The organism is Arsenophonus nasoniae DSM 15247, assembly GCF_000429565.1.
GTDB lineage: Bacteria > Pseudomonadota > Gammaproteobacteria > Enterobacterales > Enterobacteriaceae > Arsenophonus > Arsenophonus nasoniae.
Genome location: NZ_AUCC01000028.1, coordinates 20668 through 39297, shown reverse-complemented (window position 1 = coordinate 39297; position 18630 = coordinate 20668). Strand labels below are relative to the sequence as shown.

General features: G+C 37.2%; 18 protein-coding genes and 1 tRNA gene. 11 read left to right on the top strand and 8 right to left on the bottom strand.

What is annotated here, in order from left to right:
- From G468_RS20160 to G468_RS0108225, 5 genes are all read right to left on the bottom strand, one after another.
- The coding region (locus tag G468_RS20160; RefSeq protein ID WP_034249559.1) for a glycosyltransferase at positions 1-171 on the bottom strand (171 nt) is incomplete at its 3' end.
- Positions 171-533: a GtrA family protein gene (locus tag G468_RS0108240; protein ID WP_026822727.1), complete on the bottom strand. Its 363-nt coding sequence runs from the start codon at positions 531-533 to the stop codon at positions 171-173. The genes G468_RS0108240 and G468_RS20160, both read right to left, overlap by 1 nt.
- Positions 534-1045: 512 nt before the next feature.
- Entirely contained in the window at positions 1046-1345 is a 300-nt protein-coding gene (locus tag G468_RS20155; protein ID WP_051296999.1) for a hypothetical protein, read from the bottom strand.
- Positions 1346-1460: 115 nt separating this feature from the next.
- Positions 1461-2636: a tyrosine-type recombinase/integrase gene (locus G468_RS0108230; RefSeq protein WP_026822726.1), complete on the bottom strand. Its 1176-nt coding sequence runs from the start codon at positions 2634-2636 to the stop codon at positions 1461-1463.
- Positions 2637-2797: 161 nt separating this feature from the next.
- Positions 2798-2872: transfer RNA gene (locus G468_RS0108225), tRNA-Arg, on the bottom strand.
- Between the two features lie 459 nt (positions 2873-3331).
- Here G468_RS0108225 and mlaA point away from each other — a divergent pair.
- Entirely contained in the window at positions 3332-4129 is a 798-nt protein-coding gene (gene mlaA / locus G468_RS0108220; RefSeq protein ID WP_051296998.1) for a phospholipid-binding lipoprotein MlaA, read from the top strand.
- 283 nt (positions 4130-4412) lie between these two features.
- On the opposite strand, the gene fadL is transcribed toward mlaA, so the two are convergent.
- Positions 4413-5708, bottom strand: a complete 1296-nt coding sequence (gene fadL / locus G468_RS0108215) for a long-chain fatty acid transporter FadL (protein WP_026822724.1) — start codon at positions 5706-5708, stop codon at positions 4413-4415.
- A gap of 361 nt (positions 5709-6069) precedes the next feature.
- On the opposite strand from fadL, the gene G468_RS0108210 reads away from it, so the two are divergent.
- From G468_RS0108210 to sixA, 4 genes are all read left to right on the top strand, one after another.
- Positions 6070-6366 (top strand): YfcZ/YiiS family protein, encoded by a 297-nt coding sequence (locus G468_RS0108210; protein WP_034249558.1) that lies wholly within the window; start codon positions 6070-6072, stop codon positions 6364-6366.
- Between the two features lie 248 nt (positions 6367-6614).
- Positions 6615-7913 (top strand): acetyl-CoA C-acyltransferase FadI, encoded by a 1299-nt coding sequence (gene fadI / locus G468_RS0108205; RefSeq protein ID WP_026822722.1) that lies wholly within the window; start codon positions 6615-6617, stop codon positions 7911-7913.
- Positions 7913-10087 carry a fatty acid oxidation complex subunit alpha FadJ gene (gene fadJ / locus G468_RS0108200; protein ID WP_026822721.1) on the top strand — a complete coding sequence of 725 codons (2175 nt, stop codon included), beginning with the start codon at positions 7913-7915 and terminating at the stop codon, positions 10085-10087. The genes fadI and fadJ overlap by 1 nt, the downstream gene beginning before the upstream one ends.
- A gap of 251 nt (positions 10088-10338) precedes the next feature.
- Positions 10339-10842: a phosphohistidine phosphatase SixA gene (gene sixA / locus G468_RS0108195; RefSeq protein ID WP_026822720.1), complete on the top strand. Its 504-nt coding sequence runs from the start codon at positions 10339-10341 to the stop codon at positions 10840-10842.
- Between the two features lie 15 nt (positions 10843-10857).
- On the opposite strand, the gene smrB is transcribed toward sixA, so the two are convergent.
- Positions 10858-11406: an endonuclease SmrB gene (gene smrB, locus G468_RS0108190; RefSeq protein ID WP_026822719.1), complete on the bottom strand. Its 549-nt coding sequence runs from the start codon at positions 11404-11406 to the stop codon at positions 10858-10860.
- A gap of 222 nt (positions 11407-11628) precedes the next feature.
- On the opposite strand from smrB, the gene prmB reads away from it, so the two are divergent.
- The 5 genes from prmB to G468_RS0108165 all read left to right on the top strand — a co-directional run bounded on the left by prmB (position 11629) and on the right by G468_RS0108165 (position 15145).
- Positions 11629-12561, top strand: coding sequence for a 50S ribosomal protein L3 N(5)-glutamine methyltransferase (gene prmB / locus G468_RS0108185; RefSeq protein WP_026822718.1), 933 nt, complete (start codon positions 11629-11631; stop codon positions 12559-12561).
- An 82-nt stretch (positions 12562-12643) separates the two neighbouring features.
- Entirely contained in the window at positions 12644-13705 is a 1062-nt protein-coding gene (gene aroC / locus G468_RS0108180; protein WP_026822717.1) for a chorismate synthase, read from the top strand.
- Between the two features lie 28 nt (positions 13706-13733).
- Positions 13734-14276 (top strand): elongation factor P hydroxylase, encoded by a 543-nt coding sequence (locus G468_RS0108175; protein WP_026822716.1) that lies wholly within the window; start codon positions 13734-13736, stop codon positions 14274-14276.
- A 30-nt stretch (positions 14277-14306) separates the two neighbouring features.
- Complete coding sequence (locus G468_RS0108170) at positions 14307-14582, top strand: YfcL family protein (protein WP_026822715.1); 276 nt, start codon at positions 14307-14309, stop codon at positions 14580-14582.
- A 56-nt stretch (positions 14583-14638) separates the two neighbouring features.
- Positions 14639-15145 carry a GNAT family N-acetyltransferase gene (locus G468_RS0108165; protein WP_026822714.1) on the top strand — a complete coding sequence of 169 codons (507 nt, stop codon included), beginning with the start codon at positions 14639-14641 and terminating at the stop codon, positions 15143-15145.
- A gap of 27 nt (positions 15146-15172) precedes the next feature.
- Here the strand turns inward: G468_RS0108165 and mnmC are convergent, their stop codons facing one another.
- Positions 15173-17203 (bottom strand): bifunctional tRNA (5-methylaminomethyl-2-thiouridine)(34)-methyltransferase MnmC2/FAD-dependent 5-carboxymethylaminomethyl-2-thiouridine(34) oxidoreductase MnmC1, encoded by a 2031-nt coding sequence (gene mnmC / locus G468_RS0108160; protein ID WP_026822713.1) that lies wholly within the window; start codon positions 17201-17203, stop codon positions 15173-15175.
- A 206-nt stretch (positions 17204-17409) separates the two neighbouring features.
- On the opposite strand from mnmC, the gene fabB reads away from it, so the two are divergent.
- On the top strand, positions 17410-18630 hold the full coding sequence (gene fabB, locus G468_RS0108155; RefSeq protein ID WP_026822712.1) for a beta-ketoacyl-ACP synthase I: 1221 nt from the start codon (positions 17410-17412) through the stop codon (positions 18628-18630).

Sequence of the window (18630 nt, the reverse complement as noted above, 5' to 3'; positions counted from 1 at the left end):
ATTATTTGCTAATCCGTTGATAATAACTTCTGTTGCATCATTACTCCCGTCATTAATAAAAATTATTTCAACATCGTATTTTTTTAATCCCTCGCATTCCCGAACTTTTTTGTAGAAAATGGGGATAGCCTCTTCTTCATTAAATACAGGGACAATTAATGAAATTTTCATTATTCAATACCTTTAAATACAACAAATTTTGAATATAAGAAACCTAAAATAAGACTAATGGCTGAAAATGTGAGTATTGTGATAACAGGATGAATATTTAATTTATCCGAGAAACATCCTATCAGGTAACTCATCATTCCCATAAAACTAGTGAAAACAGTGTACTTACCACTTGTTGCTTTTTTCTTAAATGTAAATTTTGCGTTAGCAAAAAAAGAGAACGTCACTGATACTAAGAAAGCCATCAAATTAGCATAAGCCTGTGGAATATGTGTTATAGAAATAATAATAGCAAATATAATCCAATGGATAAGCGTATTGATAATTCCAATTGAAAAGTATTTAGTGAAATGTGTCACAATATTTATCTATGCTTAAATTTGATTATAAAGTTTACCATATAAGGAAAACGATATTTACTGTGATTATTTACAGTAAATTTTAGATAATAAAAATTTAGACATAGGAATATCTCCGTAGTGAAATGAATAGAGAGGTTGGATTGGAATTTAGTGATGGGGATATATAAAGACAAAAGCCCCACATTTGGGGCTTCAAGCCTGTCAATTAGTTATAAACTAACTAACGCAGGAGACATTGAAATACTATCAAATCCGGTTAGATTCTGCTATTGAAAAATAAAGAAATTTTCTTATTTTGTTGTTATTTTCCGGTTAGGTAGTTTGGACAATAAAAAACCAGCTCTTAGGCTGGTTTAGTTTTCCCTGGTGTTGAGATAGCTGCATGTAGTTGTAATGTATAAATAATAACTTGTCGTCAATGGGAACATTATTCACCATAAGTTAAATGTTAGATACTATCAAATATTGATAGTTGTTGATTATCTTGAATTGTGTTAAGTGAAAAGTAATAACTATTGGTATTCAGAGTAATTTACTGAGTTATCAATATGTTTATAGCAGTTCATTGTATTAAAATGAAATATTCTCGCTTGAAAAACAGAGCGTAAATGACTGATTGAATCAACTTCGTATATCTGCTTTATTCTTTCAATGCATTTGCGAACTGTGGCATAAGTAACAGATCTGAAAAAAGCTATATTTTTCTCTGGTATACCCATGGCATACAAAACAGCTGTTTCAAGTTGATCGTTTGCAAGTTCAGGGAAGATTTGTTTATAAGCTTTTATTTGTTGTTCGGTTAGAGGCAGCATTAAATCACCTCCGCAAAAACTTTACAGACGTGTACAACGGTAATAGACTTTTTCATAGCCTTGATCCTAGTTTAGATAGGGTTTAGGTTAGCTGGCTGTTGGTGTTGCATCACCTTCAGTCAGCGATTGTATTTGTTAATTCATCAATATAATTTGCAAACCATTGCATCATTTCTCTACGTTTTTCTAGATATTGAGCATGATTATATATTCCTCGGATATTATTTCTATCCACGTGAGCTAACTGTCTTTCAATTAAATCTTTGTTAAAACCATGTTCATTTAAAATTGTACTAAATTGATGTCTAAATCCATGACCGCTAGCTATTCCGTCAAAACCAATGTAACGAATAACACCCAATACAGTATTTTCACTGATTGGTTTATATTTGCTATTTCTACCGGCAAAAACGAAGTGAGATATACTTTTAGTGATTAGCTCTAAGTGTTTCAATAAGTGATAAACTTGATCTGACATTGGCACTATATGTTCTTTTCTGTTTTTCATTACCTCTTTATCAATAGTTATAATTCTTTTATTAAAGTCAACATTATCCCACGTCATAGATCTTAACTCTTTTGTTCTTAGTGCTGTATATTGAAGAACTTGTGTGGCTATTTTGCTTATAATACTACCTGGGAATGATAGCAATGCTCTGTTAAATGCGGGTATTTCTGGTTCAGTCAAGAATGGATAATGTTTTTTTCTATAACCTTTTTCAGCATCAACTAAGTCAGGTGCTGGATTATATTTTGCTCTTCCTGTAACAATTGCATAACGAAAAACTTCGCCACATCTCCTTCTAGCTTTACTTGCTCTTTCCATTGCGCCGCGTTTTTCAAATAGTCTTATGACATTAACCAATTCGATCGGATCAATATCTGTAATAATTCTGTTACCAATGATTGGTAAAATATCATTTTCAAACATGCTTTTTATTTCTTTACGATATTTTATCGACCACACCTCGTATTTAAAATCATACCATTCAGTGAATATTTCAGAAAATGTATTGCCTTTTTTAGACTTATTTATTATTTTGTTTTTTGATATATCAATTCCATTAGATAGATCTCTTTTTAGTTCAAATGATTTTTCTCTGGCTTTTTGTAATGTGATCTCAGATACTTTACCCAATGTATAAATCTTTTCTTTACCCAAAAATTGGTAACGCATTTGCCACACTTTAACCCCAGAAATCGGAATATAAAGATATAAACCATTTCCGTCAGACAATCGGTAAGGTTTATCTTTTACTTTTGCTGATTCTACTTGTTTAACAGTGAGCATTGGGTAAAACCTCTGCTATTAAATAAATTTACCCAGAATTTACCCAAAAAAGACAGCGGATGTCAATGAACTTAAGTGAACTATAAAAAACGACATGTAAAGATGGATGTAGATGTTTATTGATGTTTGCGTACTAAAACGGAGAGCTATAAACTACATTCTGGCGTCCCCTGCAGGAATCGAACCTACAATTAGCCCTTAGGAGGGGCTTGTTATATCCATTTAACTAAGAGGACATAAAATCTTTTCAATCTAACTTATTTTACGATGCAGCTGATTCTACTATTAAATACCTATTAAAATCAACTTGTTGAATACAATTAGTTTAATTTTATTACTGATGACTGGATTTGTATTTAATTGATTTGATTGTAGATTATGTTACATAAATAATTAAATTGTTAAATTATAATTTTGTAAATCACAATTTAACAAATAATTTAATAATTATTGTTATTTAATTTGTTTGTCTATTTTACATTGCGCCGTTTCCATCATTTTGAGAATAATTTTTATTATTTTGTTTTTGTTAATATTTTATGTCTATAACTTAGTGTTATTTATTTGTTTTTTAACCTATCTGCTTATTTAACATAACGGTTAGCACATTATATGCTTAGATAAATAGTGATTAAATTCTTATCATTAAATAAAAAAGTAAGTAAGATTAAATTAATGTGGATATATAATTATAAATGGACAATCTATGTGAGGGTGTTTTGTTGAATAGAAAAACAAGATTTAAAACATATCGGTTATGCGGAGTATTATTTGCAGTGGGATTGATTACAAGCTGTTCGAGCACACCTACAGATAATCACCAGCGCTCTGATCCGCTAGAGAGTTTTAATCGAACAATGTTCGATTTTAATTACCATGTGCTTGATCGTTATGTGGTGCGTCCAGTTGCGGTTGCTTGGCGTGATTATCTTCCTATGCCTGCTCGTAATGGTCTAGTCAATTTTTTGGCTAACCTGGAAGAGCCTGCAAGTATGGTTAATAATTTTCTACGCGGCGATATTTATCAAGGAATGAAACATTTCAATCGTTTTTTCCTAAATAGTGTTTTTGGTATGGCAGGATTGATCGATATTGCTTCAATGGCTAATCCTAAACTTGCTAAACAAGAATCTAATCGTTTTGGTAGTACATTGGGATATTATCAGGTTGGCTATGGTCCATATGTAGTATTGCCAGGTTATGGTAGTTTTACTTTACGAGAAGATGGGGGCGATTGGGCTGACAAGGCTTATCCGATGCTAAGTTATCTTACTTTTTGGATGTCCGCAGGAAAATGGGTATTAGAGGGAATTGAAAAGCGAGCACTTTTATTAGACTCTGATGGCATTTTACAAAACTCCTCCGATCCTTATTTAATGATTAGAGAAGCTTATTTTCAAAATAAAGATTTTAAGGCACAAGGAGGCGTTTTGAAACCAACTATTAACCCTAACGCTGCTGTGATAGAAGAAGATTTGGATTCTATTGATTAGTAAAATGGGGATACATTTTAATTTATATATTAGTGGATAAAAAATAACGGTAAGATGATTTATTGATTTTTGTGGTCGACTTAAATCTTTATAAATTAAAAAGACAATTAATAATATAATTGTTTGCTAATTATTTTTTCGATAAATTATTTATTATCATTTAATTAGTAAATACTGGTATGGCTGCGGTATTTGGATATTCATTATATTATCACTAAATATTTTCCTATAACCAGTTTAAGGAAGGATAGCTGTGGCTATCCTTTTGTGTTTTCAGTAAAAATTAAAATTTGTAGTTAAAGTTAACGCCAGCTAACCAGGCGCTTCCACTGGATTTAAAGTCATAGGCTGGGAGGGCAGGGCTACCAGCCATTAGCGGCATTTCTTCTTTGATTTTTACGTTTTGACCATGCATGTAGGAAATACCTACGTCAACTGAGGCGTTTTCGTTAAAGGCATAAGTTGTACCGGCACTGATCCAAAAGCGATCTTGATCAGGAATTGAGATCGAGCGATTTTTAGCTGGCACCGGGCTATCATCAAAGGCAATACCGGTACGAAACGTCCAATGATCATCATGATAGTAAGTCGTGCCTAGCGCAATGCGAAAAACATCTTTAAAGCCTTCATGTTTATTAAATAAAACTTGTCCACTGTCTTTTGCGGTGGCCTTCAGTTCTTTAAACTGGCTCCAACTGGTATAGGCTAAACTATAATGAACAGCCCATTTAGGTGCGACTTTATTATAACCAGAGATTTCCCAAATTTCGGGCAGATGCAGATCCAGGTTGCCTTTAATACTATTACCGCCTAAACCACCAGGTATCAATGTGGGAAGCTCATTACTATAGTCGCCGTTAAACTTTATTTTAACTTCTGAACGATAGGTAAAGCTGTAACGATTATTCTCATCTAATTCATACAAGATGCCGGCATTCCAGCCATATCCCCAATCATCACCCTTAAGTTTGGCAATAGTGGTTGATGCAGGCAGCCCTAGCCCTATTGCGGCTCCAAATTCCCCTATATGACGGGTAATTTCTGCATCGGCATAGACGGCATTAAAGCCTAAACCAGCACTGAAATGCTGATTAAAGCGATAAGCTCCACTTAAATTAAGGTTAAGTGTGGTCAGATCGGTTTTTCCGCCAATAGGCCCGGCATTATAGTTGTGATTGAATTCGGTGGCTAAGCCGTAATTAGTGGTAATTGAAGAACCAACCGCCCATTTGTCATTTACTGGAAAAATAAAATGGGCATTGGGTATCCAGGCATGAGGAGCGATATTTCTTGAAGTGGTACTGTTACCAGTGACAGGTGATTTTCCTTTTATATCAACGTCAGGATTGATATAAATCGCCCCAAAAGAGAGCACAGGGTTATTAAATAACATCATGGCTGCTGGATTGCGGCTACCAACGCTAGCATTATCGCCAATCGCCCCTTCACCTGAAAAAGCACGTCCCAACGCAGAAGTGGAATATTCGTTCAGTTGAAAGCCAGCAGCGCTAGTATTTGTTGAAACAAAACTTACAGCCATTGCCAAAATTGTATGTTTGAACAGGTTTTTCTGGTTCATGACCAAAACCCCTTAAATTATATTTATGATAAGAGCGACATTGTTGGTCGCAATAGAAAGGCCAGCAATTGTATTGGCTCCATGCCAATATGGCAAATCAGACCAGTTGACTGAGTATAGAATTGAATACCGGTTTTATTACAAACATGTTCACTGCGTATGTGTTAGTTGTTTGTAAAAATGTGATTTATTTAACATAAATTGGTGCTCCAATTATGCAAAGTGGTTGAGATAGCGTAACAATAGGATATTAGATCAAATAACTACTTGAAATTTTATAGATTATTAGATATTGACTGGTGTTTTTTTGTTAATTGGCGTTATGATTATATTTTGTTAATGTTTATTGTTGGAAAGAATTATGTCGGACGCTAAAAATCGTTGTCATGCTGAAGAAACTGCTGCTTGCTGTTGTGTTGATGTGGGTACAGTGATAGATAATCAAAATTGCACGGCTTCTTTTGAAAAAAATTTTTTAAATCAACAAGAAGCTAAAACAATGTTAATACAGTTGATGGCACAAGCGCGGGCAGTTGAATCGGAGCCTTGTACGATCGAACATCAGATTCAGCCTATAGCTGAAGGTGTTAAATTAATAGCAAATTTTACCTTTTGTTGTGAAGCTGAAACACTAATTTTTCAATTAAATTTACGTTAAGTGAGTTTAACCATGCCTACAGATATTCTGTAGGCATTTGTTCGTTGAGCTTTTCTCAATATTTTGACTTGTTTGACAAATAAATATTCATATCTTGCGTGTCGCCTCTCAGTTTTTAATTTATATTATTTTTCTTTTACTACATTTGAATAACAATTGATTATCAGATCAGACCTCTGTGAAGTATCGGGAATGATTAGCTATAGTTTCATTTTTCATTTTTTATAAAAAGGGAAGCGAGATCTGCTATGAACTACAACGTTAAGAATACTGATCGTATCGCAATTGTTACTGGGTTACGCCTTCCTTTTGCTAAACAGGCAACGGCTTATCATAATATACCTGCTGTCGATTTAGGCAAAATGGTAGTAAGTGAATTAGTTATTCGTAGTGGTATTGATTCTCAATTTATTGATCAAGTAGTTTTTGGCCAAGTTGTTCAGATGCCTGAAGCGCCGAATATTGCTAGAGAAATTGTTTTAGGGGCAGGACTACCCGTTTCGACAGATGCTTATAGTATTTCTAGAGCATGTGCAACTAGCTTTCAGGCTATTACCAATATTATTGAAAGTATGATGGCAGGCTCCATCAAGGTCGGTATTGCTGGTGGTGCTGATTCATCATCGGTTTTGCCTATTGGTGTAACTAAAAAAATGGCCAGCACTTTAATTGACCTTAATCGAGCAAAATCAATAAGCCAACGTTTGCGACTCTTAAGCAAATTAGGTTTTCGTGATTTTCTTCCTGTTTCACCAGCAGTAGCCGAATATTCTACTGGCTTAAGAATGGGAGATACTGCTGAACAGATGGCAAAAACCTATCATATCAGTCGTGAAGAACAAGACGCTTTTGCTCATCGTTCCCATATCCTAGCTGCCCAGGCTTGGGATAGTGGTGTATTACATAAAGAAGTCATGACAGCGCATATACCGCCTTTCCAAGAGTCATTATCGGAAGACAATAATGTTCGAAAAGACTCAACGCTTAGTTCTTATGCAAAGTTAAAACCCGCCTTTGATCGTCGACATGGTACTGTTACCGCCGCGAATAGTACGCCAATGACTGATGGTGCTGCAGCCGTAATGTTGATGTTTGAATCAAATGCGAAAACATTAGGTATAACCCCATTAGGTTATATTCGTAGTTATGCTTTTTCGGCTATTGACGTATGGCAAGACATGCTATTAGGCCCTTCTTATGCAACACCATTAGCTCTCAAACGCGCTGGATTAAGTTTAAAAGATCTTACCTTAATTGATATGCATGAAGCTTTTTCTGCTCAAGTATTAGCCAATGTAAAAATGTTTGCGAGCAAAAAATTTGCGCAAGAAAAATTAGGACAATCAGAAGCGATTGGTGAAATTGATATGGAAAAATTTAACGTATTAGGTGGTTCTCTTGCGTATGGCCATCCATTTGCTGCTACCGGTGCTCGTATGGTGATACAGACGCTTAATGAGTTACATCGTCGTGGTGGTGGTTTGGCGTTAACAACCGCTTGTGCAGCAGGCGGTTTAGGTGCAGCAATGATTTTGGAGGTTGAGTAATGATAACCAATAAAAATGAAGAAAAGAACTTACCTGCAATTACTCGCTATCCTGTGTTTCATTTGTCCGTCAAACAAAACAATATTGGCGTTATTTCCATTGATGTTCCCGGCGAAAAAGTTAATACATTAAAAGCTGAATTTGTTGATCAATTTTATGTGATATTACAGCAAGCTCAAGAAATCGCGGGTTTAAAAGGTATTATTATTATTTCAAATAAACCAGGCTGTTTCCTTGCTGGTGCTGATATTAGTATGATTTCCAATTGTAAAACAAAAGAAGAAGCAACACAGCTTGCTATGACAGGGCAAAAATTATTTAACCTGCTTGAAAGTTATCCATTACCGGTAGTCGCAGCAATTGATGGTGTATGTTTAGGCGGCGGATTAGAATTAGCGCTTGCTTGCCATATAAGAATTTGTACTCTGTCCGAGAAAACGCGTCTTGGTTTACCTGAGGTGCAACTAGGTTTAATTCCTGGTTCTGGAGGAACACAGCGTTTGCCTCGTTTAATTGGTTTAATTAATGGATTAAATTTGATTCTGACTGGCCGACAATTAAGACCAAAGCAATCACTAAAATTAGGTTTAGTTGATGATATTGTGCCAGCAGAAATTTTATTGGAAACGGCAATTAGCTGGATTGATAAAGGAAGAAAAGGCAAAACATATTTGCCTGTTATGCAGCGTTTATCAGAATTACCCATTATCAGAAATATCCTATTCGCGATAATTAAAAATAAAACAAATTCAAAAAGTAAAGGTCATTATCCAGCGTTAGAAAAAGCGATTTCAGTGGTGACTATTGGCTATGATAAGGGTGTGCAAGTTGGGCTTGAAGCAGAAGCAAAAGCCTTTGGGGAACTGGCAATGACACCAGAATCTGCTGCTTTACGCGGTCTTTTTTTTGGCTCGACTTTACTAAAAAGTGAAATGGGTAGTTTTGAAAAATCTGCTACAATTCATCAGGTGGGTGTGTTAGGCGGCGGTCTCATGGGAGGCGGTATTGCCTATGTGACAGCAACGCGTGGAAAATTGCCTGTTCGAGTGAAGGACATTAACAATAATGGACTTAGTCAGGCATTAAAATTTAGTTGGCATCGCTTAACGGAGCAAGTTAACCGTAAACGTATTTCTGTACGAGCGCGCGATCAACAGATGATGTTAATTTCAGGCACATTAGATTATAAAGGCCTTGAAAAAGCACAAATTATTGTCGAGGCTGTTTTTGAAGATTTAGCATTAAAGCGTCAAATGGTACAGGAAGTAGAGGCAATGACTTTAAATGACGTTGTTTTTGCCTCGAATACATCTTCGTTACCTATCCATAAAATTGCGGAGTTTGCGAAGCACCCAGAACGTATAATTGGACTTCATTACTTTAGTCCAGTCGATAAAATGCCATTGGTTGAAGTTATCCCTCATAGTAAGACGAGTGACAAGACGATTGCTACTGCTGTGGCACTGGCAAAAAAAAAGGGTAAAACTGCAATTGTTGTTACTGATGGTGCAGGTTTTTATGTCAATCGGATATTAGCGCCTTATATTGCTGAAGCGACCCGTTGTCTGTTAGCGGGTGAATCAATTGAGCATATCGATAATGCTTTAGTTAAATTTGGTTTTCCCATTGGCCCATTGAACTTGTTAGACGAAGTCGGAATTGATGTCGGCACTAAAATCATGCCGGTGCTTGTTGAACAGTTTGGCGAACGATTTTCTGTTCCTTCAGAACTTAATATCATATTGGAAGATGATAGAAAGGGACGTAAAAATGGCCGAGGTTTTTATCTTTATAAGAAAAATAAGATTAGTTGGCCTTGGTGTAAAAAACAGCGTCAAGTCGACACAACCATTTATGAATTACTTAATATTCAACCCAAAACAATTTTATCTGATCAGGAAATTGTTCAGCGCTGTATTATGCTGATGCTGAATGAAGCTACTCGTTGTCTTGATGAAGGGGTTATTCGTCATGTAAATGATGGTGAGATTGGTGCAGTGTTTGGAATTGGTTTTCCTCCTTTCACTGGTGGACCATTTCGATATATGGATCAACAAGGGATATCGAATATCGTTAACATCATGCATCAATTAGCACAGAAATATGGTAACAATTTTGTTCCTTGTGAAAGGTTAATTCAAATGGCAAAATCAAATAAAAAATTTCATCAGTAGTGAATTATTATTAGTATTTCTAAACCTTACTAATATCATGGCCTTAAGCGTAATTTCAATTTAACTTGATATAAAATAAACTTTTTTTCGTTTTTTATGAAAATAAAGCGGTTCCTTTTTTTGTAATTTTAGTGCAGAATCTCGGGTTGCCTTGCCCGGCATATTTTCCGACAACAACATTAGCGAGTAATAAGAGGGCTCCTATGTAGGGGGGGGGGGTAAGTGAAAATATTTTACTCAAATGGTGGATTATGCAAGTTTTTATTATGCGTCATGGTGACGCAACTCTGAATACGATTAATGATGAAGCAAGAGAACTTACTCTTAAAGGAATAGAAGAATCTAAATTAATGGCTGGTTGGCTAGCACAACAAAATCCAGTATTCGAACGCGTGTTTACTAGCCCATATGTAAGAGCAGTACAAACTTATCAGGCCATGCAGCCATTATTGCCATATTCAGGTGAACACGAAGTATTGACGGAACTTATTCCTGACGGAGATCCACAATCTATAGCTAATTATTTGCAATTACTCGCCGAAGGTGGTGTAAGAACAGCATTGATTGTTTCTCATTTACCATTGGTCGGTTATTTGGTATCGGCTTTATGCCCACAGGAAATTCCACCTATGTTTGCAACATCTGCAATTGCTTATATAGAGATAAATATGGAAATACGGCACGCTGAATATAGATGGCAACGGGCACCTTCTCAAATATTGCAAAGTGTTAATAAACTAGCGGCACATTTCTAGCGTTGGTTTTAGTTGTTATCTGCGCTGAGTTTCGTCAGTTTCGACTAGGAGTAGCAACGAGGCACTACCACCCCAAACTTTGGGGGCTTGATGAAAAGCAGTGATATTCGGATGTTGAGCAAGCCAAAGGGGAATTTGCTGTTTTAAAATGTGCTTTCCGTGACCATGCATAATACAGGCACAATGGATATTATTTCGGTAGCAAGCTGCGATTAGTGCTGCAATTTCTTGTTTAGCTTGTCGTTGAGATAAACCATGTAAATCCAGAAACAGTTCAGGCGTATAATCACCCCGACGTAGCTTTTTTAATTCATAAGGATTGATATCGGGTCGTAGATAACGGGTAGGCCCCTCTACTTCCAAAAGGGGTTGATATTCATCGGAAAAGTAATAACTAACATCGAGTTGTTCTTGGAGCAAACGTTTTGCGACAAATTGCGATTTTATTCGATGATGTCGTTGTGGTGGATGACTAACGATATCATGTAGTAAAGGTTTAGTTCCTGCAATCGTTTCCTTAAATAGCTTTATTTCCTCAGCACTCAATTTGAACTTATTTTTCATTGTCATTCTATCAATCAATTAGTCAATTATTCTGTTAAGTTTATCTTAATTTTTCTGTTATTACCCTCCTTATAAGCAGCAAGCTTTATCAGATATTGCTAGTATCCTAATGTTAATTAATGTTATTGCTATAAATTCCTTAACAATAAGCTGATTTGTTGGGTAGTTCATGGCAGACTATCAGTATTAAGTATATCAACCTTTTATTGGTTAGGAGGCGTTTTGGACAAGATTTTTGTTGATGAGGCGGTTGCGGAACTACATACCATCCAAGATATGTTGCGTTGGGTAATTAGTCGGTTTAATGCAGCAAATATTTATTACGGTCATGGAACGGATAATTGTTGGGATGAAGCTTTACAACTTGTTTTGCCATCACTTTTTTTGCCCTTGGATATACCTCAACAATTGTGGGTTTCTCGTCTAACACTCAGTGAACGTCATCGTATCGTTGAACGCGTATTACGCCGTATCAATGAGCATATCCCCGTTGCTTATTTAACCAATAAAGCCTGGTTTTGCGGACATGAATTTTATGTTGATGAGCGTGTTTTGATCCCTCGTTCTCCGATAGGTGAACTAATTAATAAACATTTTGCCGGCATCATTGATTATGAGCCTGCAACCATTCTAGATATGTGCACAGGTAGTGGATGTATTGCTATTGCCTGTGCCCATGAATTTCCGCAAGCGCAAATTGATGCGGTTGATATTTCTGTTGATGCATTGGCAGTAACTGAACAAAATATTACTGCTCATGGATTCGCCGATCGGATAGTGCCTATTTGTTCAGACCTGTTTTTGAATATGCCACCGATTAAATATAATGTAATGGTTACTAACCCACCATATGTGGATGCAGAAGATATGTCTGATTTACCAGCTGAATATCTGGTGGAGCCTAAATTAGCGCTTGCAGCAGGTTCTGATGGTTTAAAACTTGTCAGAAGAATTCTAGCCAATGCCTCACGTTTCCTGACAGAAAATGGGGTGCTAATTTGTGAAGTTGGTAATAGTATGTTACACCTTATTGAGCAATATCCGGATATTCCTTTTACTTGGTTGAAGTTTGAACAGGGTGGCGATGGGGTATTCATGCTAACGCAGAAACAACTTATTGAACATCAAGAGAAATTTAAATTATATATCGATTAACGGGTAATTATATTTTTTCATACAATAAAATAATTTATTCATTAATTATTATGATGAATGAGGAAAATAGGAAACAAAGGGGATGGCGGGAAATTCGATAGGACAACTTTTTCGTGTTACCACATTTGGTGAGTCGCATGGTTTGGCATTAGGATGCATTGTTGATGGCGTTCCTCCTGGTATGGCGTTATCAGAAAAAGATCTGCAAACCGATTTAGATCGTCGTCGGCCTGGCACTTCTCGTTATACAACCCCACGCCGTGAACTTGATCAGGTTAAAATTTTGTCTGGTGTTTTTAATGGTATAACGACAGGAACCCCTATTGGTTTGTTGATTGAAAATCAGGATCAACGGTCGCAGGATTATAGTGAGATCAAGGATATTTTTCGCCCTGGGCATGCAGATTACACCTATCAACAAAAATATGGTTTACGTGACTACCGCGGTGGCGGGCGATCTTCGGCACGTGAAACGGCAATGCGTGTCGCTGCAGGTGCAATTGCAAAAAAATATCTGCAACAAAAACTAGGCATAACTGTTCGGGCTTATTTAAGTCAAATGGGTGATATTTGCTGTGAACTAAAGGATTGGGATTTAGTTGAACAGAATCCTTTCTTTTGTCCTGATGCAACAAAATTAGACGCTTTAGATAGCTTATTACGTTTATTGAAAAAAGAAGGTAATTCTATTGGTGCTAAAGTAACCGTTATTGCTGAGCATGTTCCAGCCGGATTAGGTGAACCTGTTTTTGATCGATTAGATGCGGATATAGCTCATGCCATGATGAGTATCAATGCGGTTAAAGGTGTTGAAATTGGGGCTGGCTTTAAGGTGGTCACTTTAAAAGGCAATGAAAATCGGGATGAAATAGCGCGTGACGGATTTGTCAGCAATCATGCCGGTGGTATATTAGGTGGTATAAGTAGTAGTCAGCCGATTATTGTCCATTTGGCTTTAAAGCCGACTTCGAGTATTACCATACCGGGTAAAACAATTAATCAGCAAGGTGAAGAAATTGAAGTAATCACCAAAGGACGTCATGATCCCTGTGTTGGTATCCGAGCAGTACCGATAGCAGAAGCGATGATGGCAATCGTACTTATCGATCATTTTTTACGTCATCGGGCTCAATGCGGTGAATGAGTTTTTTGATCTTATGATATAAATATCAATGAAAGAACATAATTATAATCACCTTATTAATATTTTTAGTGTCTGTTTTGAGAAAGAATATTGCACACGTTTAATTAAAGGAGACGATGAACCTATCTATCTACCAGCAGATGAAAAGATACCCTACCATCGGATTATTTTTGCACGTGGTTTTTATGCGAGTGCTTTACATGAAATTGCCCACTGGTGTATAGCCGGAGAAACTCGGCGCCAACAAATAGATTTTGGTTATTGGTATTATCCAGATGGCCGGAATGAGCAAATACAAAACGCTTTTGAAAAAGTTGAAGTTAAACCACAAGCACTTGAATGGATGTTTTGTGTGGCGGCAGCGTTTCCCTTTAATGTTAGTTGCGATAATTTGGCTGCTGATTTTGCACCGGATCGATTTGCTTTTCAGTGCAAAGTCTATCAGCAAGTACTGAACTATCTAGCAAATGGTATTCCGGCTCGAGCGAAGAGATTTATTCAAGGGCTACAGTTGTTTTATAATACCCCTCCCTTAGTGAAGCAAAATTTTATTTACCCCGAAGAGCTATAAAAAATTTAGCTAATATAAAGGAACAAAACCATGCTTGCGGAATTGGAAACGCGTATTTTAACGCAAATTGACAATGATGTTGATAATGCTAGTCAAGATGAACTTTTTGCTGGTGGTTATTTACGTGGCCATTTAATATTGGCTATTGCAGAACTAGAAGCTGAAAATAAAAATAATATTGCAGCGCTTTCTGACCGTGTCGAACAGAGTATTGATAAGGCAATTAAGGCGGGTGAATTAAGTCCCCCTGATCAGCGATTGATATTAAATACCTGGCGCAAGTTGTTAGAAAATGCGCTTCAATAAGCAGAAAGCGAGTAACTTTAAATAATATATTGTCGCATTTTTAAAATGGGGTAACGATGTTGGTAAGATTAGCACTACCCACTGAAGCAGAAAAATTAGTCAATATTGAACGGTCAGCAGCAACTTTATTTCGTCAAATTCCAGAGCTTGCTTGGGTTGCTGATGAACAAGGCAAATCCGTTAACCAACATTTAGAGTTTATTGTTGATGGTGATTGTTGGGTAGCCGTTGAGGAACAACAGCTTGTTGGTTTTATTGAAGTTGAAGTGATGGATAAAGCTTTGCATATTTGGGAATTATCCGTTGATAGCCGATGGCAGAGAAGAGGAATTGGTCAGAGTTTATTGCAGCAAGCCATTATTCAGGCAAAACAACTAAACTGTGATCATGTTACTTTAACAACTTTTCGTGATGTTGCCTGGAATGGCGCTTATTATCAAAAATTGGGTTTTACAATTATTCCGGCCGAAAAGCTTACTTTGCCACTACAAGCTATCTTAAAAAGAGAGGTGGCTTATGGATTTATCGCCTCTTCGCGTTGTGCAATGCAATATACGGTTTAATAGAAATTAAATATTTTTGTTAAAAAGTTATTTCTCTAGTTTAATCGCTCGGCCTTGTAACAATTTTCTGATCCAAAATCGGCTTGGGTGGAGATTAGCCAATATTTCGTCGTCAAAAGGTAATGGTTCAGCAAAAATTTGGCTGCAAAGTAATTCCGCGCAAATTGGCGCACTACACAACCCTCTTGCTCCCAATGCGCCAATAACAAATAGATTGGCATGAATTGGCGCTTGCAAAATAGGTTGCTGCTCATTGAGTTGTTTATCTAGTTGTGCATATTGAAGAATAAGTTGATCAACATCGGGGACATTACCGACCATCGGTAAATGATCACGGGTAACACAGCGAATACTTTGACGTGATGCATTTTGGCTGATATCAATATCTTTTGTCCAACCAACATCAGGCAAACAAGTTAATAAGCGAGAATGGTTTTCTTGTTGTTCTAGTTTGGAATATTCTAGTGTCAGTTGATGACGTTTATAACTCGCGCCTAAGCAGTGATATTGATGATTTGCTGGCGTTAAATAGCCGGCATAACAGAGTGTCGTTTGCAGTTGGTTGAGTGTCGATGTGGTCGGAATATGACTTACTTGCCCTCGAACCGCACTTACTGGCAATTTTTCTGTTTGTGAAAATAGGGGGAGTTGATGGCCATTAGCGATAATGACGGTTTTATGCGTTATTTGCCGTTGCGCTTGTCCTTGATTGAATATCAATTTCCAGCCAGTGGGCGTATTTTCAAGTTGCATAAGGCGATGATTAAAATAACTGATTAAACCTTGTTGTTGCGCATATTGCCAACTATTGAATGTCAGCTCGGCAGGACATAGCCAACCGGCAGTTGGATAGTAGATGCCAGCATGGTTAACATCAACGCCACATAGGGTTCGTAATGTTTTTCGAGTTTCATGGCGTGCAAAGTCAGGTGGCCAGTTTTTTATCAATATTTGAGCAATTTTTTGCTGGTTTTTGGCGTCATAAGCTAATTGTACTAAGCCGTTCCAATCATGTTCAAATGCAATGCCTAATCGCTCAAGTTGGCTGTAGTGACGTTTTGCATAAGTAAAAGCAGTGATAAAAAAACGCTCTAAGCTATCGTCGCGACCGGTTAATAATGGATAAAGTGCACCTTGACGGTTGCCGGAAGCGTTTTGTGCCACGCTGGGATCCTGGCAATATAAAGTTACCCGACTTCCTCTTTGTAATAAAGCAAGTGCGGTCATCATACTGGCAATCCCGCCGCCAATAATAGCAATATCCTCGGTGGCGGATGCGGCATGTCGAGCGAACCAAGGTTGTGGCGCAGATTGTTGATTCACGGGTAATTGACCAACTAGCATTTCACGTTTACGGCCAAAACCTTTGATTTTTTTTACTTGAAAACCGGCTTTTTCTAATCCACGACGAACAATACCGGCTGAAGTAAAAGTGGCAAAAGTGCAACCATCACGTCCCCAATTTGCCATTGCAGTGAACAGTTGTTCACTCCACATTTGGGGATTTTTAGCCGGTGCAAAACCATCTAAAAACCAACTATCTATTTTATTGAAAAAATTAGCTTTTAATTGAGGTAATTGTTTATTTATATCACCAAACCAGAGATCGAGAATAATTGTTCCATTTTCCATAACTATTCTATGACAACCAGGTAACGATTGAGGCCATTGTTGACAAAGCTGTTTAGAAAAAATGGCGAGCTCAGGCCAAAATTGATGAACCTTTATTAAATCGGTAATAGACAAGGGATATTTTTCAAAACTGATATAGTGTAAACGTTGTAATTGGTTTTTAGGCGCTTGTTGGCGAAACTGAGTAAATAACTGGCAGACTGCCATAAAATTTAATCCCGTGCCAAAACCGGTTTCTGCAATAACATATTGTTTAGCTGAGTGAGACAGAAAGCGATTTGGCAACTGATTACCGGCTAAGAAAACATAACGTGATTCTTCTAAACCATTTTGCTTAGAAAAATAGACATCATCAAACTGTTCAGAGACGGGGATAGCTTGTTCATTCCAGCTTAATTTAGCTTGGCTGATCTCATTTGTATTCACAAAATTATCTACAATATTTTAAATAATTAGCCAATTCTAACGAATTTAACCTGAGTGTGCTAGCTAGCGCTAAAATATAAAAATGAGAAAAGATAATTTTTTCTGTAATTTTTTACCTGATCGGACTTGTTCAGCTTACAAGTGTAAGCTAAAGTAACAGGCTAAACTCCCAGTAAATGAATTTCGACTATGAGGTAATACAATCAATGAAGCGTGCAGTCATCACTGGTCTGGGCATTGTCTCCAGCATAGGTAATAACCAGCAAGAGGTACTGGCTTCTCTGAAAACGGGTCGTTCTGGCATCAGGTTTTCAGAAGAATTTGAAAAAATGGGTTTACGCAGCCATGTCTGGGGTAATATTCAACTGACCGAAGAGTATATTAAACAAAAAATTGATCGTAAAATTCTTCGTTTTATGAGTGATTGTTCTATTTATGCTTACTTGTCGATGGAAGAGGCTATTTCGGACGCTAAATTGACGCAGGCGCAAATCTCAAATACTCGTACCGGTTTAGTGGTTGGCTCTGGTGGTGGATCACCACGTAATCAAGTGGCTGGCTCTGATGGTATGCGAGCAAAGGGATTACGCGGTGTTGGTCCTTATATGGTGACCAGAGCAATGGCTTCAGGTGTTTCCGCTTGTTTAGCTACGCCGTTTAAAATTAAGGGCGTTAATTATTCTATCAGCTCGGCTTGCTCAACTTCCGCCCATTGTATTGGCCATGCTGTTGAATTAATCCAATTAGGTAAACAGGATGTAATTTTCGCTGGAGGTGGTGAAGAATTAAGTTGGGAATTAACCTGTGAATTTGACGCAATGGGAGCATTATCGACTAAATATAATGCCACTCCAGAAAAAGCTTCACGCACCTATGACCAAGATCGGGATGGTTTTGTCATTGCTGGTGGCGGTGGTATCGTAGTGGTAGAAGAATTAGAGCATGCTCTGGCGCGTGGCGCACATATTTATGCTGAAATTGTCGGTTATGGCGCGACGTCAGATGGTTATGATATGGTTGCTCCTTCTGGAGAAGGTGCGGTGAGATGTATGAAAATGGCATTGGCAGATGTTAAACAGGTTGATTATATCAATACTCATGGCACTTCAACGCCAGTTGGCGATACCAAGGAATTAGAAGCAATTACTGAAGTGTTTGGTAGCAATACGCCAGCGATTTCAGCAACTAAAGCAATGACCGGTCATTCTCTAGGGGCGGCTGGGGTTCATGAAGCTATTTATAGTTTGTTAATGTTAGAGCACGGATTTATTGCCCCAAGCATTAATATTGATAATTTAGATGAAAAAGCGCAAGCAATGAATATTATTACCCAGCCCACTGAGCAGAAATTAAATACGGTAATGTCAAATAGTTTTGGGTTTGGTGGAACTAATGCTTCGTTGGTAATGAGCAAATATCATTCATAA

Coding starts and splice junctions, on each gene's coding strand:
- aroC (WP_026822717.1), top strand. CDS start 12,644: ATGGCGGGAAATTCGATAGGACAACTTTTTCGTGTTACCACATTTGGT.
- mlaA (WP_051296998.1), top strand. CDS start 3,332: ATGGACAATCTATGTGAGGGTGTTTTGTTGAATAGAAAAACAAGATTT.
- sixA (WP_026822720.1), top strand. CDS start 10,339: ATGCAAGTTTTTATTATGCGTCATGGTGACGCAACTCTGAATACGATT.
- G468_RS0108165 (WP_026822714.1), top strand. CDS start 14,639: ATGTTGGTAAGATTAGCACTACCCACTGAAGCAGAAAAATTAGTCAAT.
- G468_RS0108210 (WP_034249558.1), top strand. CDS start 6,070: ATGTCGGACGCTAAAAATCGTTGTCATGCTGAAGAAACTGCTGCTTGC.
- fadI (WP_026822722.1), top strand. CDS start 6,615: ATGAACTACAACGTTAAGAATACTGATCGTATCGCAATTGTTACTGGG.
- G468_RS0108175 (WP_026822716.1), top strand. CDS start 13,734: ATGAAAGAACATAATTATAATCACCTTATTAATATTTTTAGTGTCTGT.
- G468_RS20155 (WP_051296999.1), bottom strand. CDS start 1,345: ATGCTGCCTCTAACCGAACAACAAATAAAAGCTTATAAACAAATCTTC.
- fabB (WP_026822712.1), top strand. CDS start 17,410: ATGAAGCGTGCAGTCATCACTGGTCTGGGCATTGTCTCCAGCATAGGT.
- G468_RS0108170 (WP_026822715.1), top strand. CDS start 14,307: ATGCTTGCGGAATTGGAAACGCGTATTTTAACGCAAATTGACAATGAT.
- fadJ (WP_026822721.1), top strand. CDS start 7,913: ATGATAACCAATAAAAATGAAGAAAAGAACTTACCTGCAATTACTCGC.
- smrB (WP_026822719.1), bottom strand. CDS start 11,406: ATGAAAAATAAGTTCAAATTGAGTGCTGAGGAAATAAAGCTATTTAAG.
- fadL (WP_026822724.1), bottom strand. CDS start 5,708: ATGAACCAGAAAAACCTGTTCAAACATACAATTTTGGCAATGGCTGTA.
- G468_RS0108230 (WP_026822726.1), bottom strand. CDS start 2,636: ATGCTCACTGTTAAACAAGTAGAATCAGCAAAAGTAAAAGATAAACCT.